Annotated in this window: 18 protein-coding genes; 14 read left to right on the top strand and 4 right to left on the bottom strand. The window is 39.3% G+C overall.

Annotated features, from left to right (window positions below; translation table 11 throughout):
- The first annotated feature begins 90 nt into the window (after positions 1-90).
- Genes HT99x_RS00785 through HT99x_RS00750 form a run of 8 tightly spaced genes read left to right on the top strand, consistent with a single transcriptional unit; the run spans position 91 to position 7,464 of the window.
- Positions 91-846 carry an SPFH domain-containing protein gene (locus HT99x_RS00785; RefSeq protein ID WP_075067520.1) on the top strand — a complete coding sequence of 252 codons (756 nt, stop codon included), beginning with the start codon at positions 91-93 and terminating at the stop codon, positions 844-846.
- Positions 847-1,473 carry a DUF4178 domain-containing protein gene (locus HT99x_RS00780; RefSeq protein ID WP_075067521.1) on the top strand — a complete coding sequence of 209 codons (627 nt, stop codon included), beginning with the start codon at positions 847-849 and terminating at the stop codon, positions 1,471-1,473.
- Positions 1,463-2,806, top strand: coding sequence for a DUF4178 domain-containing protein (locus tag HT99x_RS00775; protein WP_075067522.1), 1,344 nt, complete (start codon positions 1,463-1,465; stop codon positions 2,804-2,806). The genes HT99x_RS00780 and HT99x_RS00775 overlap by 11 nt, the downstream gene beginning before the upstream one ends.
- 2 nt (positions 2,807-2,808) lie before the next feature.
- Positions 2,809-2,976, top strand: a complete 168-nt coding sequence (locus HT99x_RS00770; RefSeq protein ID WP_158003424.1) for a hypothetical protein — start codon at positions 2,809-2,811, stop codon at positions 2,974-2,976.
- 13 nt (positions 2,977-2,989) lie between these two features.
- Positions 2,990-3,214, top strand: coding sequence for a DUF350 domain-containing protein (locus tag HT99x_RS00765; RefSeq protein ID WP_075067523.1), 225 nt, complete (start codon positions 2,990-2,992; stop codon positions 3,212-3,214).
- 1 nt (position 3,215) lies between these two features.
- Positions 3,216-4,718: a polyamine aminopropyltransferase gene (locus HT99x_RS00760; RefSeq protein WP_075067524.1), complete on the top strand. Its 1,503-nt coding sequence runs from the start codon at positions 3,216-3,218 to the stop codon at positions 4,716-4,718.
- On the top strand, positions 4,708-6,351 hold the full coding sequence (locus tag HT99x_RS00755; RefSeq protein ID WP_075067525.1) for an FAD-dependent oxidoreductase: 1,644 nt from the start codon (positions 4,708-4,710) through the stop codon (positions 6,349-6,351). Before HT99x_RS00760 ends, HT99x_RS00755 begins: the two co-directional genes overlap by 11 nt.
- Positions 6,352-6,399: 48 nt before the next feature.
- A complete protein-coding gene (locus HT99x_RS00750) occupies positions 6,400-7,464 on the top strand; it encodes a hypothetical protein (RefSeq protein ID WP_075067526.1) in 1,065 nt (354 codons plus the stop codon).
- 149 nt (positions 7,465-7,613) lie between these two features.
- On the opposite strand, the gene fabV is transcribed toward HT99x_RS00750, so the two are convergent.
- The 3 genes from fabV to HT99x_RS00735 form a co-directional block, all read right to left on the bottom strand.
- Positions 7,614-8,825 carry an enoyl-ACP reductase FabV gene (gene fabV / locus HT99x_RS00745; RefSeq protein WP_075067527.1) on the bottom strand — a complete coding sequence of 404 codons (1,212 nt, stop codon included), beginning with the start codon at positions 8,823-8,825 and terminating at the stop codon, positions 7,614-7,616.
- 100 nt (positions 8,826-8,925) lie between these two features.
- On the bottom strand, positions 8,926-9,363 hold the full coding sequence (locus HT99x_RS00740; protein ID WP_139016653.1) for a hypothetical protein: 438 nt from the start codon (positions 9,361-9,363) through the stop codon (positions 8,926-8,928).
- A gap of 13 nt (positions 9,364-9,376) precedes the next feature.
- On the bottom strand, positions 9,377-10,003 hold the full coding sequence (locus tag HT99x_RS00735; RefSeq protein WP_075067529.1) for an NUDIX hydrolase N-terminal domain-containing protein: 627 nt from the start codon (positions 10,001-10,003) through the stop codon (positions 9,377-9,379).
- Between the two features lie 297 nt (positions 10,004-10,300).
- Here HT99x_RS00735 and HT99x_RS00730 point away from each other — a divergent pair, with 297 nt between their 5' ends.
- The gene (locus HT99x_RS00730) at positions 10,301-11,176 is read left to right on the top strand and encodes a caspase family protein (protein WP_075067530.1); all 876 of its coding nucleotides are present in this window, start codon (positions 10,301-10,303) and stop codon (positions 11,174-11,176) included.
- A gap of 39 nt (positions 11,177-11,215) precedes the next feature.
- On the opposite strand, the gene HT99x_RS00725 is transcribed toward HT99x_RS00730, so the two are convergent.
- Positions 11,216-11,974, bottom strand: coding sequence for a TSUP family transporter (locus HT99x_RS00725; protein ID WP_075067531.1), 759 nt, complete (start codon positions 11,972-11,974; stop codon positions 11,216-11,218).
- Positions 11,975-12,320: 346 nt separating this feature from the next.
- Here HT99x_RS00725 and HT99x_RS00720 point away from each other — a divergent pair, with 346 nt between their 5' ends.
- The 5 genes from HT99x_RS00720 (at position 12,321) to HT99x_RS00700 (ending at position 19,390) form a co-directional block, all read left to right on the top strand.
- Positions 12,321-13,853: an ankyrin repeat domain-containing protein gene (locus HT99x_RS00720; RefSeq protein WP_075067533.1), complete on the top strand. Its 1,533-nt coding sequence runs from the start codon at positions 12,321-12,323 to the stop codon at positions 13,851-13,853.
- A 142-nt stretch (positions 13,854-13,995) separates the two neighbouring features.
- A complete protein-coding gene (locus HT99x_RS00715; RefSeq protein ID WP_075067534.1) occupies positions 13,996-17,445 on the top strand; it encodes a RasGEF domain-containing protein in 3,450 nt (1,149 codons plus the stop codon).
- A 92-nt stretch (positions 17,446-17,537) separates the two neighbouring features.
- Complete coding sequence (locus tag HT99x_RS00710; protein ID WP_075067535.1) at positions 17,538-18,260, top strand: IQM protein middle domain-containing protein; 723 nt, start codon at positions 17,538-17,540, stop codon at positions 18,258-18,260.
- A gap of 150 nt (positions 18,261-18,410) precedes the next feature.
- Positions 18,411-18,773 (top strand): DUF1428 family protein, encoded by a 363-nt coding sequence (locus HT99x_RS00705; protein ID WP_075067536.1) that lies wholly within the window; start codon positions 18,411-18,413, stop codon positions 18,771-18,773.
- 77 nt (positions 18,774-18,850) lie between these two features.
- Positions 18,851-19,390 carry a tetratricopeptide repeat protein gene (locus HT99x_RS00700; RefSeq protein ID WP_075067537.1) on the top strand — a complete coding sequence of 180 codons (540 nt, stop codon included), beginning with the start codon at positions 18,851-18,853 and terminating at the stop codon, positions 19,388-19,390.
- Positions 19,391-19,493: the final 103 nt, after the last annotated feature.

The raw sequence follows: 19,493 nt of genomic DNA, 5'->3' as shown, positions 1-19,493 counted from the left end.
ATATAAGTGTAGTTTAGATTGTGGCATTCATGATGAATATCATATTATATGAATTCTATTAAAAGTTAATACACTTTCTGCATGGGTTTTATGGCTAAACAATCCTGGTTGCCCTTTTCTAGACCTACCACTATTCAAAGTAGTGTGAATGATCCTGCTGTTGTCAGTTGGAATGCTGATATAGCATCTTGGACACCTCAAACAATGGTTGTCATTGAAGAGGGACAACTTTGCATGATGTTGCTCAATCAAACGATTGTCGCGATTGTTGAAAAAGGATCTTACCCACTTGATTGGATTATTCCGCCAGAAAAGCTAAAACCCGCAGCAACATTACAAAACTATTTCTTTTCGACTAAAATATTTTCTAATCAACGTTGGGGAACCCCCACGCCTATCATTGTTAAAGATACCAGCATTGGCATGAATGCATTACGAGCACACGGCACTTTTTCTTTTACGCTCGATAATCCTAAACGCCTATGGCAACACTTACCAAATGATTATAAGCAATTTACAACGGACGATCTTGCTGGACAATTACGTTCTATGATCTTGGATCATTTCACCGCCATTGTCAGTGAAAATCAAAATAATATTTTGCAATTCTTAACCGAGCGCCAACGTTTTTCTGAAGTCATCAAACAAGAACTGACAACTGATTTTAAAGCCTTTGGCTTACAGCTTGTTGATTTCATTGTACAAAGCGTTTCGGCTCCTGAAAGTCAAGCAGACAGCATGGCTGCCTTTGCCAAAATTGAGAAGCTCAATGACATGTTACGCCAAGGGCTGATTACACAAGCCGAGTTTGAAGAAAAAAAGCAACAATTATTAAAGGACATCTAAATGCAATTAACTTGTCCTGCCTGTGGCGGAGAATTAGAATTTAAAAGCCGCTTTTCAACCATGAGCATTTGTCCTTATTGTCAATCTATTTTAAAACGAAATGGTGAAATGTGGCAGCAACAAGGTAAAATGGCTGTTTTACCCTCCGACATGTCGCCTTTTCAAATTGGTACCCAAGGCAAGTATTTCGGCAAATCATTTGAGATGATAGGTCAGCTCAAAGTCGCATGGCAAGATGGCTCTTGGAATGAATGGTATCTAATTGAACCCAATGGTGATGCAGCATGGCTTGCTGAAGCAATGGGGTTTTTAAGTTATTCGCAAGAAATTATTTTAAACGAAACACTCAATGAACCCACCTTTTTAAATGCAGGTCAAGCCATTACCATTGAGAATATGTCTTATACAATCAGTGACATCAAAGAGTTTGAATGTGTCGGTTGCGTGGGAGAATTACCCTTTGAATTTACAACCGGCATGAAAGGCATCTCGATTGATTTATTAACCACTGATAATAACTGTGCTTATTTAGAATACACGCACGGAAAATACCGTTTTTTTAAAGGTAAAAATGTTTCGTTTGAGGATCTGCAGTTGACCAATTTAAGAGCGCTTGATGGCTGGTAAATATCTACATCCTGATCACAAAGCAACGCCACCACAGGTAGAACAGCTTACCTGTGTTAAATGTGGCGGTGCCTTAACCTTACGCGCTAAGGGATACACAACCACTTTAGTTTGTCCATATTGCGCAGCACTTTACAATGTCACTGTAAATGGGTTAGAAATCGAAGGGCTTTCAGCCAATAAAAGCAATGTTACTCCTTATATCCCACTTGGAACCCGTGGCAAGTTACATGGCGCCACTTGGGAAGTGATTGGCTTTATGCAACGTCGCTCACCCATGACCACCTGGCAAGAATATTTATTATTTAATCCTTACAAAGGCTTTCGTTGGCTCACAGAATGCCTTGGACATTGGAATTATGTTGTTACGCTTCATGATGTACCTAAAAAAAACATCATCGGTAATAAATTAACGTATCTTGATCTCACTTATCAGTATTATGCGCGTTATAATGCGGTCGTGACTTATGTCGTCGGCGAATTTTATTGGCGGGTTAAAGCTAATGATGCTTGTCAGATTGAAGATTATGTTTGTGCTCCGAATATTCTTACACAAGAGAAAGGAGCAGATGAACAAAATTGGTCGTTAGCAGAATACATTGAACCTGAAACGATTAAAACTGCTTTCAACTTAGATGCCAATTTGCCCGCTAAAGTTGGCGCTACCATTAATCAACCGTTCAAACGCAAACAAGAACTCTCAGCGATGGTTTCTGTTGGCGTAATAGGCACTATTATCCTTGCCGTATTCACGTTTATATTAATAGCTGCTAATCATGAGAAAACGCTTTCGACGGGGGAATTTTCTGCGATTTCTAATCAAGTGCTTTCGCAATCTACGCCAATATTACCCTATAATGCAACGACTGCTAATTCTGAACCTGTATCACCTAACAATCAAACGCCTGTCAATACTGAGACCGTATCACCGACTTTTGAGATTACCGATAACAAAGCATTTTTACACTTTTATCTGTATGCACCAGTGAATAACAGCTGGGTTGATCTGGACGCCAAGCTCATTAATGAAGAAACGGGGAAATCGGTTTATTTTGAGAGTGGCGTTGAATATTACCATGGCTATGATGAAGGTTATTGGAGTGAAGGTTCAACAACGAATAGTATGACTTTTTCTGCGCTGCCCAAAGGTAAATATCATCTGGTATTCAATGCAACCACCAATGCTTATGGTTCACTGCCTGTTAAATATAGCTTAAAACAAGGTGGTATTAATGGCGGTAGTTTCTTTTTTACTATTTTCCTGATGCTCTTACCCAGTGTGGTAGGACTTGGATATTATTTCTACTTTGAATATAAACGAAGGATCTCTTAAAAATGAACCCCTTTCGTAATAAAGGTCTTATCTTTGGTATCGCTTATAGTTTAGCTGTATTTGGCTGGTTCTCTTATACCACCTTGCATGGTATCGATATGCTGTCTTTTGCCAAATCAGGTTCATCTTGGAGCGCAAAAGGTTATTCACACTCATTATCACATAAATAAGGAATGATTGATTATGGCTGCAGCAACTTGGTTTAATTTACATCCACTGATTAATTCCATTGTTTATTCTGTTGTGGGATTTGTCATGTTAGGACTTGGTTTTTATGTCTACGACAAGTTAACCCCTTGGCGGATGTGGAAAGAAATAATTGATGAGCACAATATTGCTCTTGCGGTGATTGTTGGAGCCATGGTACTGGGTATTTCTAATATTATTGCAGCAGCAATCTCGGGATAGTATGGCGCTCTTATTACTGTTTTCAGTCTTTGTGGTTTCAACTTGTGGATTAATCTATGAGCTCATATGCGGTACCTTAGCCAGTTACTTATTGGGTGATTCTATCACACAATTTTCAACCATCATTGGGGTCTATTTATTTTCCATGGGGGTTGGTTCTTATCTGTCTAAGTTTATTGATAAAAACCTTATTGAGTTCTTTATTAAAATTGAATTGCTGATAGGCCTTTTAGGTGGATTCTCTGCACTGCTGTTGTTTGTCGCTTTTGAATTTATAAATCACTTTCGACCGTTACTTTATAGTATCGTCTTTTTAATCGGTTGCTGTGTTGGATTAGAGATCCCATTAATGATGCGGATCTTAAAAGAACATTACACAGATTTTAAAGATCTGGTTTCTAAAGTATTCACCTTTGATTATATCGGTGCACTGCTTGCCTCTTTGCTATTTCCATTGCTGCTTGTACCCCATTTAGGGTTAGTGCGCTCTGCCTTGCTATTTGGGTTGATTAATACCAGTGTGGGAATGCTTGCCATTTGGTCTTTTAGAAATACGCTCAACCAACATCGGTTATGGTATATCAAAGCCATGGGCTGTTCAGTGGTACTTGCCATAGCGTTTATTTTTTCGAATACCTTGACCACCTTTGCTGAAGCACAAAATTATGAAGGAAAAATTCTCTATAGCAAATCGACACCTTATCAACGTATTGTCTTAACGCGTAATCAAAATGATATTCGACTGTTTTTAAATGGTAATCTCCAATTTAGTTCTCGTGATGAATACCGATATCATGAGGCTTTAGTTCACCTTGGATTATCACAAATTGCATCGCCTAAAAAGGTGTTGGTCCTTGGCGGTGGCGATGGGTTTGCGGTTCGTGAAATCCTTAAATATCCGTCGGTCGAAGAAATTACGCTGGTTGATCTTGATCCAGCGATGACAGAACTCTTTCGCTGCGTCCCTTTACTATATGACTTGAACGAAAAAGCGTTACAATCGAATAAAGTTAAAATTATCCATGATGATGCTTTTTTATGGCTACGAAAAAATCAGCAATTTTTTGATTTCATTGTGGTCGATTTCCCCGATCCTTCTAATTTTTCATTGGGAAAACTCTATTCCAATGCATTTTACCGCACGCTTTATGCAGCGCTGAATCAAAACGGTATGGCGGTTATCCAATCTACCTCACCTTTAGTTGCTCGTAAAAGCTACTGGTGCATTGCCAATACGCTAAGCAGCGTTGGCTTTTTTGTGAAACCTTATGTTACGTATGTCCCCGCATTTGGATTATGGGGTTACCATTTGGTTGCAAAATCTGAACAGTTTTCGCCAACTTATCGTTTACCGCATTCATTGAAATATCTAACACAGAATTTAATTCCTAGTCTTTTTAACATTCCACACGATATGGATTATTTGTCTACTGAAATAAACGCTTTAAATAACCAAGCACTGGTGCGTTATTTTGAAGATGAATGGTTAAACTATGTCGGATAGCCATTCTCGCCGTCAATTCCTCAAATGGCTGGGTTTAGCAGGGCTTGGGGCACTGGCGTGGCCTTTAGGAAAATATGCTTATCAACAAGCTTTTTCCGCGCCTAGAATAACATCTCAAGGGATATCACCCGAATATGCTCATCGATTACGTAACGCTGCTTTCCCGCCCGTGCAAAAGACATACCGAACACAAGTGGCGATTATCGGTAGTGGGGTTGCAGGTCTTAGCGCTGCCTTGCACCTTCAACAACAAGGGATCAGAGATTTTCGAGTTTTAGAATTAGAATCTATCATCGGTGGCAACGCTGCAAGTGGCCAGAATGATGTCTCTGCCTTTCCTTGGGGAGCCCATTATTTACCCGTGTTAAGTGAGGAAAGTGCATTTTTATACCCTTTTCTACAAGCAGCTAATATTATCACGGGGTTTAATCAGCAAGGGTTGCCTTATTATAATGAATTTTATTTATGCCATGATTTAAAAGAACGTCTTTATTTAAATGGCTCTTGGCAAGAAGGTTTAGTGCCGCATCAAGGCTTAACACCCGCTGAGCAAGCAGAAATAGAGCGTTTCTTTGCATTAATGAAATATTACAAGCATATCAAGGGAGTGGATGGCCGTAATGCGTTTGCTATCCCGGTTGATTTATCTTCAACCGATGAAAGCTTTGTGCGGTTGGATGCTCTCACCATGGCCGATTTCTTGAATCAACAACATTTTTATTCCCCTTACTTGCGTTGGTATATCAACTATTGTTGCCGCGATGATTTCGGCGGTGGCATTGATACGGTTTCTGCCTGGGCAGGTATTCATTATTTTGCCGCCAGACGCCCTCGCATTGCTAATGGCGATGATGATGCCATTCTGGTTTGGCCAGAAGGAAATGGCTTTCTGGTTAACCAATTAGCCAAAGGCTTTCAAGACAAAATTCAAACTGATTGTTTAGTTTATAACGTACAAGTCCAAGATGAAAAAATAGCTATCCATTATTTTGATGGCAAAAGTCAGCAATCGGCTGCTTATCTTGCCGATTATGTCATTATGGCTATTCCTCGTTTTGTGGCAAAACAAATCTGTCATCTTGATTTTGCTCCCTGCTTTGCAAACCATGATAAACTGCAATATGCCCCATGGATAGTGGCAAATATCACTTTAACAGGTGAACCCAAAAGAAATGGTGCTGATATTGCTTGGGATAATGTTTCCTATTACAGCCCTTCTTTAGGTTATATTCATGCAAAGCATCAATCCTTACAAGCAAGACGGCATAACACGGTTATTACCTATTATTTGCCTTTGGACGATGTTACCCCCAAACTTGCAAGACAAACAGCGCTCAATCGCACTCCACAAGAATGGCGACAACATATTGTCAATGATTTAGAAAATATGCACCCTGGGATATCACTCCTTATCAGCGATATTCAATACCGTGTATTAGGGCACGGCATGATTTGCCCTACCCCCCACCTTGTTTGGCGCGAACGCCAGCAGCTCCAACGCGCACAAGGTAAACTCTTTTTTGCCCATTCCGATATGAGCGGTCTTTCCTTATTTGAAGAAGCTTTTTGGCAAGGAATGCAAACCGCAAATGCTGTCATTCGAACTTTAGGATCTACACTAGTTCAAAGCTAGCTTTGCTGCTAACATGAGCGCCTTCTCAATTATGCTAGGAAAGTTGTGATGCCACGCTCTGCGAAAACCTTACAAATTGCTCATATTGTTCATACAGGCATACCTGCTTATGAAATGATTACCATCAATGGGATGCCTTTTTATCAATCATCAGGCAACTCTTCTACCTATGCAAACACCTGGTTTCCTTTTTTTGGCTTATTAGAAAAGAAGATAGGACCTTATCCCATAGGCCTTTTCCTAAAAGCTTTTTCTACAGAATTACCGCAAAATGTTGTGCAACGTATTCGCGAACTTTTCCCAAGTTACGGTAGTGCCGATGCAGGAGCACAACTACCGCTGCGTTTTTGGCGGGTGCCTTGCTTGTTAATCTCATCAACCTTAGGTGGTGGATTATGGGATACCGATAACGGTCGAGAATTAAAAGCCTTCTTACAACAGCAATATCCCGCTTATTATCAAGCAGAACCCAGATTAGCCATTAAGCCTGCAACCGCTAGATTGAGTGAACCTAAGGCGGTTAATACTTGGCTGTGTCGTCAAGCGAACATTAAAAATATTAAGGCACTCGCAGGGAAATATCCTAAAACTGCTAACGATCTGATCTCTTTACTTAAGCCTGCTCGCAAAGTCAATTTTGCTGAATTAGATACCCAAAACGGCAAGCGTTTGTTTAATCTTAGAAATAAATTAAGAGAAGAACAAAAACGACCTGCACCTGTCAGAAACGATCAAGAAAAACCGCTTAAGCGTTTTTTGAAAAAGAATCCTGAGCTTAAAAATCAGATTGCCACTCCTGCAAACAGATTCTCAACGTTTACCTATACCATATTGGCACTGTGTTTGGTTGGAATGGGTCTTTGCATGTCGCCTTGGCCTATGATGGGCTTGTATGTGATGGGCTTCAGCGGTGCCGCTTTGTTGTGTGAAAAACTCCATCAATCAAGACAAGAAGCACAGACACCGCTTGTCTCACCATCATCAACCACAACCTTGATTGAGAAGACACTACCCACGAGCAATTCACCCAAGGCAACCGTTCCCCACTCTTCGGCAAAAGCCACAACTAATCAAGAAACCATCAAATCGATCTTAAGAAAACGACGTCTTTAAAAGGTGGCAAGGTGAGTTGTTTATACTCAAAGTAGTCGATTTTTAGGTGAGGCGGCAAACGAGTGAAGCCCCCGGAGTGCACACTTAGTGCATGACGGGGGTGAGTGAGAGCTGCCAACAAAACCTAAAATTCGAATGCGAAGAGTATATCAGCTCACCATCTCCTGTAATGAAGCAATACTGACTTCGGGTTCACATTCTGCCTGATAATCAATCCCACTCACTTCAAAGCCAAATAATTTATGAAATTCATGACGATACCCTGCTAAATCGGAAATGCTCATCACGTTTTCACTGTTCACTTGTTCCCATAACTGGGACACGGCAGCTTGTACATCGGGTTTCATTTCATAATCATCAATACGAATTAAACCCTGAGCATCAACAGGAACCTGTGAATTGCCGCTATAGAGCCTATCTTGGAATAAGCGAACGATTTGCTCAATACAGCCTTCATGCAATTGTTTTTCTTTCATCACTTTATAAAGCAAAGAAATGTACAAAGGCACAACAGGAATGGCAGCGCTTGCTTGCGTGACAAGTGCTTTATTAACCGAAACAAAAGCTTGACCATCAATAGCGCTCAGTGTTTTGTTCAAATGGTGAGCGGTTGCTTCAAGATGATTTTTTGCCTTACCAATCGTTCCTTCACGATAAATTGGGTACGTTAATTGGGGACCAATATAAGAATAGGCAATGGTTTTAACCCCTGCCGCCAGTACATCGGCTTCTAGCAAAGCGTCTATCCACATTTGCCAGTCTTCGCCCCCCATCACGGTGACGGTCTGATCAATGTCCTGCTCGCTTGCTGGTGGCAACGTAATGTCTGAGATTTGACCACTCATCACATCAATCGTTTTACTGGTATAGGATTGACCAATTGGTTTTAAAGTAGAATTAAAGAGTTCGCCCGTTTTAGGATGTTTGCGCCGAGGTGATGCTAAGCTGTAAACGACCAAATCAACACCGCCTTGCCAGTCTTGTTGAATCAGCTCTATCGTTTTCGCTTTTATCTCATCGGAAAAAGCATCACCATTAATACTTTTGGCATAGAGGCCTTTTTGCTTGGCTGCATTTTCAAAACCTGCACTATTATACCAACCCGCTGAAGCGGTTCTTTTGCCCTCTGCCTCTTTTTCAAAGAAAACACCGATAGTCTTTGCATTTGCACCAAAGGCCGCTGCAATGCGGCTCGCCAAGCCATAGCCTGTAGAAGCACCGATAATTAAAACCTTTTTAGGTCCTTGAGATAATAAGCCATGTTGTTTTACATAGTCGATTTGTTCATTAACACTTTGCATGCAGCCTTGGGGATGCGCTGTTGTACAGATAAAGCCGCGAATTTTAGGTTGAATGATCATAGCAGGCCCTTTTATTTTTATTAATATAAATAACTAATATCTATCTCTTGAGATGCCCCATTTAGCATCAAAAAGCAGAAAAATTCAATTTTGATCGTGCTTAATTAAAGGACAAACGATCTTTTGGGTTCTTTTCTGCAGATTCTTGTGCGTCAGTAAACAATTTTTCCCAATGATTTAAGGCGCTGTAATTGGGTGTAGAAGGAGAAGATGGAGAGGAAAATTCTAGTTCATCTTGAGGCCAACGCTTAACTTCATTTTCAAGATCGGCCCGTAAATCACTCGCACCCTTCAAGCCGATAAGCCATTTAGCCGTGGTAACAAATTGCGGCGAAATTTCTGCTAATACATAATTTCGTATTTCTTGCACTGAATACGCTTTTGCTAAATGTCCTTCCAATAAAAAACGATAGGAAAATTGATTTAATGCTATTTCAGCTTGCGCAACCCAGCTAAAAGATTGATTTTTATGTCGCAAAATATACGTTGATAGTATTGCTTTTATTTTTTTGATGGCTATTTCTGATGTAATCATCATTTACCTATATTGTTCAATCAAAATCAGTGGCTAAGGTTTTATTTTGATAATGGGTAAAAGCCAATGCGATTTGCGCAGGCGTCACTCGATTTATCGATAACACGGGTAATTCGTCTTTATGAAAGAACTGGACTTGTGTTGTTTCTATACTGGTTTTGATTTCACCGCCGATAATCTCCCCTAGAAAAAAGGCTTTATAAGCATGCGGTAGCTCTGGTGGGTGGGTGTGCTTGAGCTTATCAAATAAAGCAAATAATTTAGTGATCGCCACTTGCAAACCGGTTTCCTCCAAGACTTCTTTGATGCCATTTTCAGCGGGTGATTCATTCACATCTGCCCAGCCACCGGGTAATGACCATTTTCCATCAGATATTTCTTTGACTAAAAGAATGTTTTCTTCTTGGATAATGGCAACACGCACATCTAGTTTGGGTGTCAGATAGTGCTTTTCGCTGGCAAATAATTGTTGAATTTTTTCAAAAGCATCAAATGATTGATAGGCAACCATTTCAGCTGCTAATTGTTGTAAACGTTGGTAACGTTGTAAATCAAAAGGATCTTTAGCGTAGGTTAATCCGGCTTGCGAAATGCCTTGTATTTCATTAGCCCATAATAACCATTGATGTTTATGACGTAACATATTTTTTCCCAATCTATTGACTGCATTTTTACACAGAGTTTAACCCAAATAAAACATTTTAGTTCACACACTAATTGTATCACTTTCTATATAAATCAACGTTTTTTATAAATCATTTATGTTGCTCATTAAAAACAATGCTTCAACGCATGATGAAAAATGGTTGCGAAGAAGATGTGATTCATTGCATATTGACAATTGAACATACTGCAAAGAGGTGTTTGCTCTATGTTCAGCAGCCGTCATGCAATGATGGCTGAATAAATAGATAGGAAGACAATCACAAGGAGATCTGACATGGCTAAAAAAGCATTGTTGATTGGCATTAATTATATTGGCACTTCAAATCGACTCAATGGGTGTGCCAATGATATGTTGGCAATGAGACAAGAACTGCAAAAAAATGGCTACACTGATATCACCTTAATTTCAGATGATTATGCAAGGGCAAACTATACTCCTTCTCGGGAAAATATTCTTGCGCAGTTGAGAAAGATTGTTGATAACGCACAACCTGGTGATGAGATTTTCTTCCATTATAGTGGTCATGGTTCCTATACTCGCGATTTAAATGCGGATGAGCCTGATGGTCGAGATGAAACCATTTGTGCAATCTCTGATGGCGAGATTACTGACATTACCGATGATGAATTAAAGAAAATACTGCAAAACTTACCCTATGGCGTGAAACTTGCTGCAATCATGGATTGCTGCCATTCCGCGTCCGTTTTCGATTTAAAAAATAATATAGACAAACCCACCACCAAGATCACCACAGAGCGGCCACATGGCTATACAGTGATGTTAAGCGGTTGTCAAGATAACCAAACATCTGCAGATGCATTTCTTAGCGGTAAATACCAAGGAGCAATGACTGCCTCCTTTTTAGCTGAAGTAAAAAAGAACGGCTTTAAAAGTGTTCTTGATACCCTTTATAGTAACTCTCGTAGCCAATTAACCAAATTGCGCACTTCACTTTATTCATGGTTAAGAACCAATTCTTTTGTGCAAAAGCCAGATATTTCTTATGAAGGTTTACTGCCTAAGAGTGTACCCGTTCTTCCTTCTTATAGAGCAGCACAAAGCCGTTATCCATTACGACAAACGCAAGCTCGGCAAGAAAGAGAACATCAGTATAAAGAAATGCATGCGCCTCTTTTAAAACTAGCGTAAAAATAAGATAGCGTTCCAGTGGCAATGCCACTGGAACGTTTACAATAGATTCATTAAGGGTCTAAAAACGAGTTTGATGCCACCGGCAAAGCTGAGCCATTCTACCAAACGACGAAACTGTTGATTGGAGATCCATCTTAGAAAAGCAATGCCTGCAAAACCGCCAACGATCATTAAAGGCATCATCACTAAACTTAGCTTTAAACTGGTGTACGTCACTACTTCAGACCAAAGGTTGATAGGAATTTTAATCACATCAACAAAGAAAAAGAACACGGAAAGCGTGCCTATTAAATGGAATTTATCTTCTTTTTGCATGAGTAAATAGATGGCCAATATCGGTGAACCTGAATTGGCTAACACGGAGCTAAAGCCTATCACCATGCCAAAAAGGCTAGCAATGAAGAAATTTTTCTTAGGCGCGAAAGAAGATGCAACTTCACTTTGAATTGCATTAAATGCCAACATTGTCAAGATAATCATGCCAATGATGAGTTTAATACTATCGTTAGAGGCATCTTGCATAAAACAAGTACCAACGAATAACCCCGTTATCACGCCTGGTGCAAGCATCGGAAAATAATGCCATCGTACATAATGACGATAATGGTAGACGGCATGAAAGGTTGCAAAGAAAAAAGCGAGGCTTAGAATACCGGTGGCTTCTTTAGCAGGAAAGGCATCAACCATAATGGGAATGATCACCGAGCTTAAGCTTGTGCCTGCCGTTTTACTAAATCCGACCAAAAAAGCACATACCAGTAACACGATAGACTGGAATAAGGTTAAATCAAACATCAGCAGAAACTATCAAAAATACGAGTAGCAAAGTCTATCATAAGTTTCATTTGTAGTAAAAAAATAAGCCGGCTGACTTTTTGTATTTTTAGTAATTTCCCGTGATTTTTAAGTATTTCCGGACCTTCTCTTGCGCTACCATTTCAACAATAGCAATTTTTATACCCACTTTTTTCAAGTTCCTGTTTATATTCATTTTTATTAAATGCATTCCATTTAAATAAAAATTTTGAATGGAAGTTCTTGCCTCAATAAATAAATTTTGATATTGCTTGAACGTAATATTAAAAAATCCTGTCCACATCATAATAAAAATAACAGTGGATTATTTGCCAAGGAGGCAATTATGTCATTAGATATGTCATCAGAATCCATCTGGGATATTTTACCATTTGAAGTACAACTACTCTTGACCGAACATCTTATTCATACCGATATTCCCCTGAAAACTTTATTTAATCTTTCACTTACTTCACGCAGAGGATACGATTTATTTAATCATGCTGGCACTTGGCGCGAGGCAGTCAATACCTATTTCGCACCCATTGCTGCACAAAAAAGAACGGTAATGAAACAGGATCCCAAGAAGCTTTTTCTACAGCTCTATCAAGCGACCTCAACGCTGTTAAAAGAACAGGATTTATCATTTATCCATTTTGTCAATGCTTGCTATAACCAAACACAACCCGTTCAATTAAATGAAGCACAAATAGATTGTTTACAAGGCTTGTTGTTATGTGTCGGCAGAACAATACCACAAGAACCTGTGCCGATTGAGCCCACCGCGCTCGCTGAATATACCAAAAGACAACTTAACATTCATACCCAAGGCTTGCACTTTGCAAGCGCATTGGGTAATACGCACTTTGTGCGTGAACACCTGGAAAATCACAAAACAGCCTTTGCCACACCGATGCTATCCAAAGCGGCTATTTTATGTGCACAAACAGGCCATCATCTGATTTTCAATCTATTGCTTACCCATAAACCACAAGCTTTTGATGCCTCTACAAGACGCAGTGCACTCATGTTAGCAGCCGATGGTGGTTTTACTAAAATTGTTGCTCAGTTTTTCCACCTCCCCGCTGACAGAGTCATTGCTTTCACCTTAAAAAAAGTAGTCAGTACAGCAATTACTAAAAACTATCCTGAGATCCTGACCTTAACCTTACGCGGAGCCAATCATAATCGATTCGCTCCTGATATTCGTTTAGCGGTTATTTTTGCAACCGAAAAGGACAACGATACGATTGTAACCAAAGCCTATGAACTTGCTCCTAAATCATTTAATAGTGTCACCATCCAACAAATTGTGCTGATTGCTGCTAAGCAAGGAAACCTACCTTTAGTTACCCTGTTTGCTAAGCATCCAGATTTGCTTTGCTCATCACAGACCGTGCAATCGGCAATAAAAATAGCAATGCAACATCGGCATGAGGCGATTGCTTTAGAATTAATCACAGCGGCGCACGCTATATTGCGCCTTTCTGTTAAGCGGGATCTACTTGAAATGGCTGTAGCGTTTGGCTTTAACTCAATAATACGAGAATTATTCAATCAAGATATAAAAATGGAACCCCGTTTTTATGATCGTCTCATCAGCATCGCCAAAGCGAATCTTCATAGTGATACCGTTCGTTTGATAAAACGAAAAATGGATGGTTTACCGCTTGAAGAAGAAAAAGAAAATAGAACACCCGATTGGCTTGATACCTTGTCTGACACTTTTTGCCAACTGAAACTTTCATCTTCTTCCTATCAGCCCACTTTATTTGAAACAACCAATGTTTATACGCCTATTGCCAGAACCAGCACTCGCAATCAACCTCTTGCAATCACCACAGAAGAAAAGCGTATATTAAGAAATGTACTCTTGTAACTCGCCTTAGATTAACGCGCCACCAAGGTGCGCGTTAATCTTTTTTGCATTATCACAAATGCACTGATCTTTTCAGCAGGCTCAACATTTAGCGTACTTCATATATCATAAGGCTAATAAAAATAATGAAAAGGATAGCATCATGAAATATGGCCCTACCAATGAACAATCCGTTGCTGCATTGCATGCCATTTTTGATAGCGCCGAAGATGAAAAGAACAAAGTTAAGAAAATTCTAGAACTATTAAAAACAAATCCAAGCCTCATCAATCATCGATATTTACGCAATCGTAGTATTTTACAAATTGCGATGATCAGACAACTTCCCTTATTGGTTCGTAAACTAATTGAAAAACACAAACCGATTATCACATTCGTTGATAATGCTGGTAATGGAGCGTATCACTATGCCATCCTTCACTACCATGAAGAAATTCTCGCCACTCTGATTGAGCTTGCACCTGAATTTCGTGATGAAAAAAATACCAAGGGTCGAACACCATTGTATTTAGCGACAGAACGAAAAATGATACCGGCTATTCGCTTATTAGTTAAGGCAAATGCCAATATTCATGAAAAAGATAACGAAGGAATTTGCGCCAGAATGCTAGCAAAGGATAATCCTTCATTACTGATCGAATTAAAAGCTTTTAGCATTGATTTGAGCAAAGTAAAAAAAGTTTTTCCCACCTTAAGTTCAAGACAAATTAATGAAGATGCTCTTAGTCAACTTGCCAGTAAATTCACGGCACTCCGATTAGGCAGTGCAAAAGATACCCCAAGCAGCGATGGTAAACCATCTCCTAACAAAACAAGCACACCACCTGAGACGGAGCGAGCATTAAACACACCACCTTCAGTGAATCCATCTCATAGCAGAATAGCGGGAAGACTGGCACCAGAAACGGTGAGTTTAACAACATCCGCTATGACTCGTAACTTGACTTTAGATTCTTTTCGTACGGGGGATATTGAAACGTTAAAATCATATTTAGAAAGTGGTGGCGATCCGAATGCTGCTATTTTTCTGGGCCGTCCTTTAATTATACAAGCTTTTCATGTAGCCAGTTCTATTGCAGAAGAATTTAAATCCAGAGAGCTTATTGCTGCGCAAACTGAAATGTTCCAAATGCTCGCTAAAGTCGCTAAGCTTGATGCACAAGACAGAAAAGGGGATAGCATAGTTCAGCATCTACAAGACAATACCTTAGCAAAGGTAATGCTATTAAAAAGCACTTTCAGAGCGCTGAATTCTGAAATGATTATCCTGCTAAAACAGGCAAATTTTCGTCTTGCTGAACTTGAGTTGTTATTTGAGCAAACACTTTATGATGCGGGATTAACGCAAGAGACCTTTGCAACACCCAGCAATAACAAAATGCCTTCAGATCGTGAATTGTTAAGGTTAAAACATCAGAAATATATGACTGATGAATATGGCAAAATCTGCTGGGATCTGTGTAGTGGGTTTCGACCAGTTGAGTTGCCAATTGATGGCACACAAACGATTCGCCCCAATCTAAATAAAGCCTTCGACAAACACCACGTCTGCAATATGGTTCAAGGACTTCTAGCAAAGTATGATCGTACCGATATTTTAATGATCATTCGCAGATTTTGGAAACATCTTGATACTCATCAACAATTACGTGCCAATTTAATTATAAAAGAACTACTGATATCTGATATTTATCAAATGACCCAAGATGGAAACTTTAAAACCTATTTAACCTTTCATGAAGAAAGAAATAAGAGAGCATTTGATCATCCACAAAGTTCTATCCAAGAAAAGGCGCAAAAGCTTAACCATGGCACCCTGCTCAATTGCTACCTCAAAGAGATGCATCAAATAAGATGCCATTTAGCAGCAAATAGTCTGCTTAAGAATTATGATATTTTGTTAGCATGGTTAACGCGAAATGAATGTCATTGCAATTCACCTGATTTTAATGTTGTTGTGCGACATGCTATCGGCTTAAATGATCGTCAACAAAAGGACCAAGTGGCTTTTATTGCAAATGAATTTCGTACAATGACATTGACTTGTTTGCAAAAAGTAAGATTATCTGAGTTTTACGATAAAGCGTGGTCAGATTTAAAGAATCCTCATCGTGCTCCTAATATTAAAGAATGCATCAAAATTACCAATACTCTCTCTTGGTATTTACAAGAATTGTTACTTAATGAGGATAATACGACCAATCGCATTAAAATTATTACGCTCTTTGTCAAAGTTGCAGCAAATCTTTGCCATCCTCAACAAGGAATTGGCCCTGATCTTCTTTGTATCATGGGGATTACCTCTGCTTTGAATTCCTCTGCCATTTCCAGATTGAAAAATTGTTTCGACGCACTTGATAAAAAAACAAGAGCCAAGCTTGCCGAGTTAAATGAACTGGTGGATGGCGCTAGAAATTTTTATTGGTTGCGCTCGATTGAAAGTGCGTCAGCAACGCCATTGCCCCATGTTGGGAACATGCTAACAAAAATCACCTTTATGTATGATGGAAACAAGGAAAATCCCTATGCCATGTGTGAATTGCTAGGAATAGAATTCAGAAATTTTCAGCAACTACAAACTGCTATTTTAATGCACGCTTGTCTTCCTGAAACAAATTTATACACGGCTTTAGTGCATGGTTCATTCTTAGAAGATGATGTACGCTATTATCTTTCCTGTTCTCGCTTTGGCGTTAAAGCGACTTTAGATAAAACTTCTATATCCCTTGTTTTAGAAAGAGTCAACGAAAGTCTGGAAAAACAAACATTACCTAGGATCGAATACCAAAGCGTCGAATATGAAGCTTTAGAAGCGATTGATGTTTATTTTAAATATCTTAGAAATGAATTATGTCATAAACCTGTGACTACCGAACATCATCAATTGCTTTTACAAGCTAAAGATAATCTCGGAGAATTAATACGAATAGCGCATGCTCATTACGGCTATAATCTCTGTGATTTTGAAAAATGTCACCCTTCATTACTACATCTTGAAACTAAAATCATCCTTGATAATGCGGCTGTGCCAAATGTTTTAAGTGAGATAAGAAATTGTTTACAGCTTGAATCTTTACCAAGGGTACTATTTGGTGGCGTCGACTATGAACCCATTGATGTCGTTAAAGGCTTCACTCATTATCTCAAAAATGCATTGAATGGAAAACCTGCAACAACTGAACATAATCAATGGCTTTTACAATCTAGAAAATTATTAGGCGATATAATACAAGTCGCTAAACTGCATTATCAGATTAGCATCAATTATCCTTATTACTATGGACTCTTACCTAAGCTCACTGTGCTTGTTAATCAAACATCGACGCCTGGTAATGCTAGAGCATCTCTTGTTAATCAAACATCGATGCTTGGTACCGCTCGAGCATCCGTGTCACTTGCTGCGCCAATTTCATCAGGCTCTGAAATACTTTCTGTCTCAGATTTCCTCGCGGAACCACCACCCGCAACATTACCCATACCCTCTTCTATTCCCCCGGCACTGTCGTTAGCGACTTGGTCTCATCATAAAAGACCAACCGGCTTAACAAACAGTGATAAGTCTACCAAAAGAAAATCAGGCTTAGATATATAGTGCATATACTACTTAAGAGTAAATAAATGATTTCATGCATCAGCTTTGTTAAAATGCTGCGCTATCACAGCATTCATTTTAATAGGTAATTTATGAAAAAGGGTCCTTTACGTTATCCTCATTTTCCCGATATCACACAATCTTATTGTTATATCCCTTTTTTCAAACAGTTATTTGCTCGCCAACCTGAATTAGGCAACCCCGTTAAAATTCAGCAGATCTATCCGAATGTCTTCTTCACGGATTTAGCCCCTGTTTATTATTGGTTTACTTATGTTAGTGGTTATCTTAGCTGTGGCTTAAACGGTGGAAAAGGTACGCAATTAAACGCAACACAAAAACAACAATATAAAGTGCATCTTCATAACAAGCGATGCACCTTCAAAATAAATCCTAAAAAAGAACCTATTTGCACAGGTTATTATCGATATATTGTTTCTCCCAAAGGAGGCTTATATATTTTTGATGCCATTGATGACAGCATATTTCATAATTCGATACGTGCATCACAGCCTGTACAATGTGCTGGTACGCTTTATATGGATAATGGTTTTATTACTTATATCAACAATGCTAGCGGACACTATCGACCCACACGCGCTCAATTGATGCGTACGTTAGGAGGACTTTATGCAGCTGGGTTTATCGATGAAGCTACAGAGGTTTCTAGTTTTCATGTCAAGCATCTATTCTCCGGTTCGCTCAAGAAAGAAGGGGACGTGGGTGATTTAATGTCAACAAATGACATTCAAATTCCCGAACCTTGGCAAGCAACAAAATTCGTGCATGACAAAATGAAAAGAAGAATGTGTTAATACATGAAGCTGCAGTATACTCCTATCCAAAATATCACCGCTGTTATTATAGAAGGATATTTCTTCTGTGTTTAGTTCATTTATTTGAACTAAACACTTCGCCAAATAGTCGTACCATCAATTCTATCAAAACTATCATTAGGAGTTTTTATGAGCTACGTTGATGGATTTGTTGTTCCTGTTCCTAAAAAAAATCTTGCTGCTTATCGTCGCTTAGCCAATAAAATGGGAAAAATATGGCGTGAATATGGCGCGCTTGAATACATCGAAGCGGCTGCTGATGATGTTAAACGCGGAAAACATACTTCCTTTCCACAAAGCGTAAAACTAAAACCCAGTGAGATTGTGGTCTTCTCATATATTGTTTATAAATCTCGTGCACATCGTAACAAAGTTAACAAACAAGTGATGAACGATCCGCGTGTGAAGAAAGCCTGTGCCGATATGAAAGCAATGCCCTTTGATGGTAAGCGTATGTTCTGGGGCGGGTTTAAAGTGATCGTCAATCTTTAAAAACGTAAACAAGGCATTATCGACTATCTTTATCAAACTTGATAAAATCTGCGATTTTTTATCAATAAGGATGTCGCATGTCACAAATAAAACAAGCTTTCGAACTTTTAGAAGCTGAGAAGCATCTTGAAGCGTATAATCAGTTCTATCATATCTGTACCACCACAAAAAAAACCGACATGTATAATCGTGCTTTCTATGGACAAGCCCGCGCTTTAATTGGCTTGGCACGTAACAATCGACGTGAAGCTGAAATATTGCTTGAAACGAATCCTAGTGAAGCTTGCGCATTAAAACATTCTGCCCTACATTATGATGCGAGTGCAGAATCATTATTAACTCAACTTATCACAACTGCACCTCAATATGCCGCCGCTTATATTGCGCTGGGAAGACTTTATGAAGCGCAAAATCGAATGAGTGAAGCCCAAAAAGTTTATCAATCAGGCCTGCAAGCGAATAACCACAACCAAAATCTACAACATACTTATAATTGGTTTGCAACTTACACACCCGGTTTCAATCTGCAAGCTGTGACCGCCCAACAAAATAGCATGCCCTTACCATCATACGATCCTCAACCACCTTCAGAAAGCAAGCGAAAAACCCAACCTTAGTATCAATAACCTGCGACCCCGATGAAAATCGGGGCTATATTGCATTTGAGTAATTAGCAAGTTAAAGTCAGCTCGAATTAGCTGAACTCATTTGTAAATTTCA

Source organism: Candidatus Berkiella aquae, from assembly GCF_001431295.2.
Lineage (GTDB): Bacteria > Pseudomonadota > Gammaproteobacteria > Berkiellales > Berkiellaceae > Berkiella > Berkiella aquae.
Note: the sequence above shows the minus strand (reverse complement) of the source record. Positions and strands in the feature narration are given on the sequence as shown.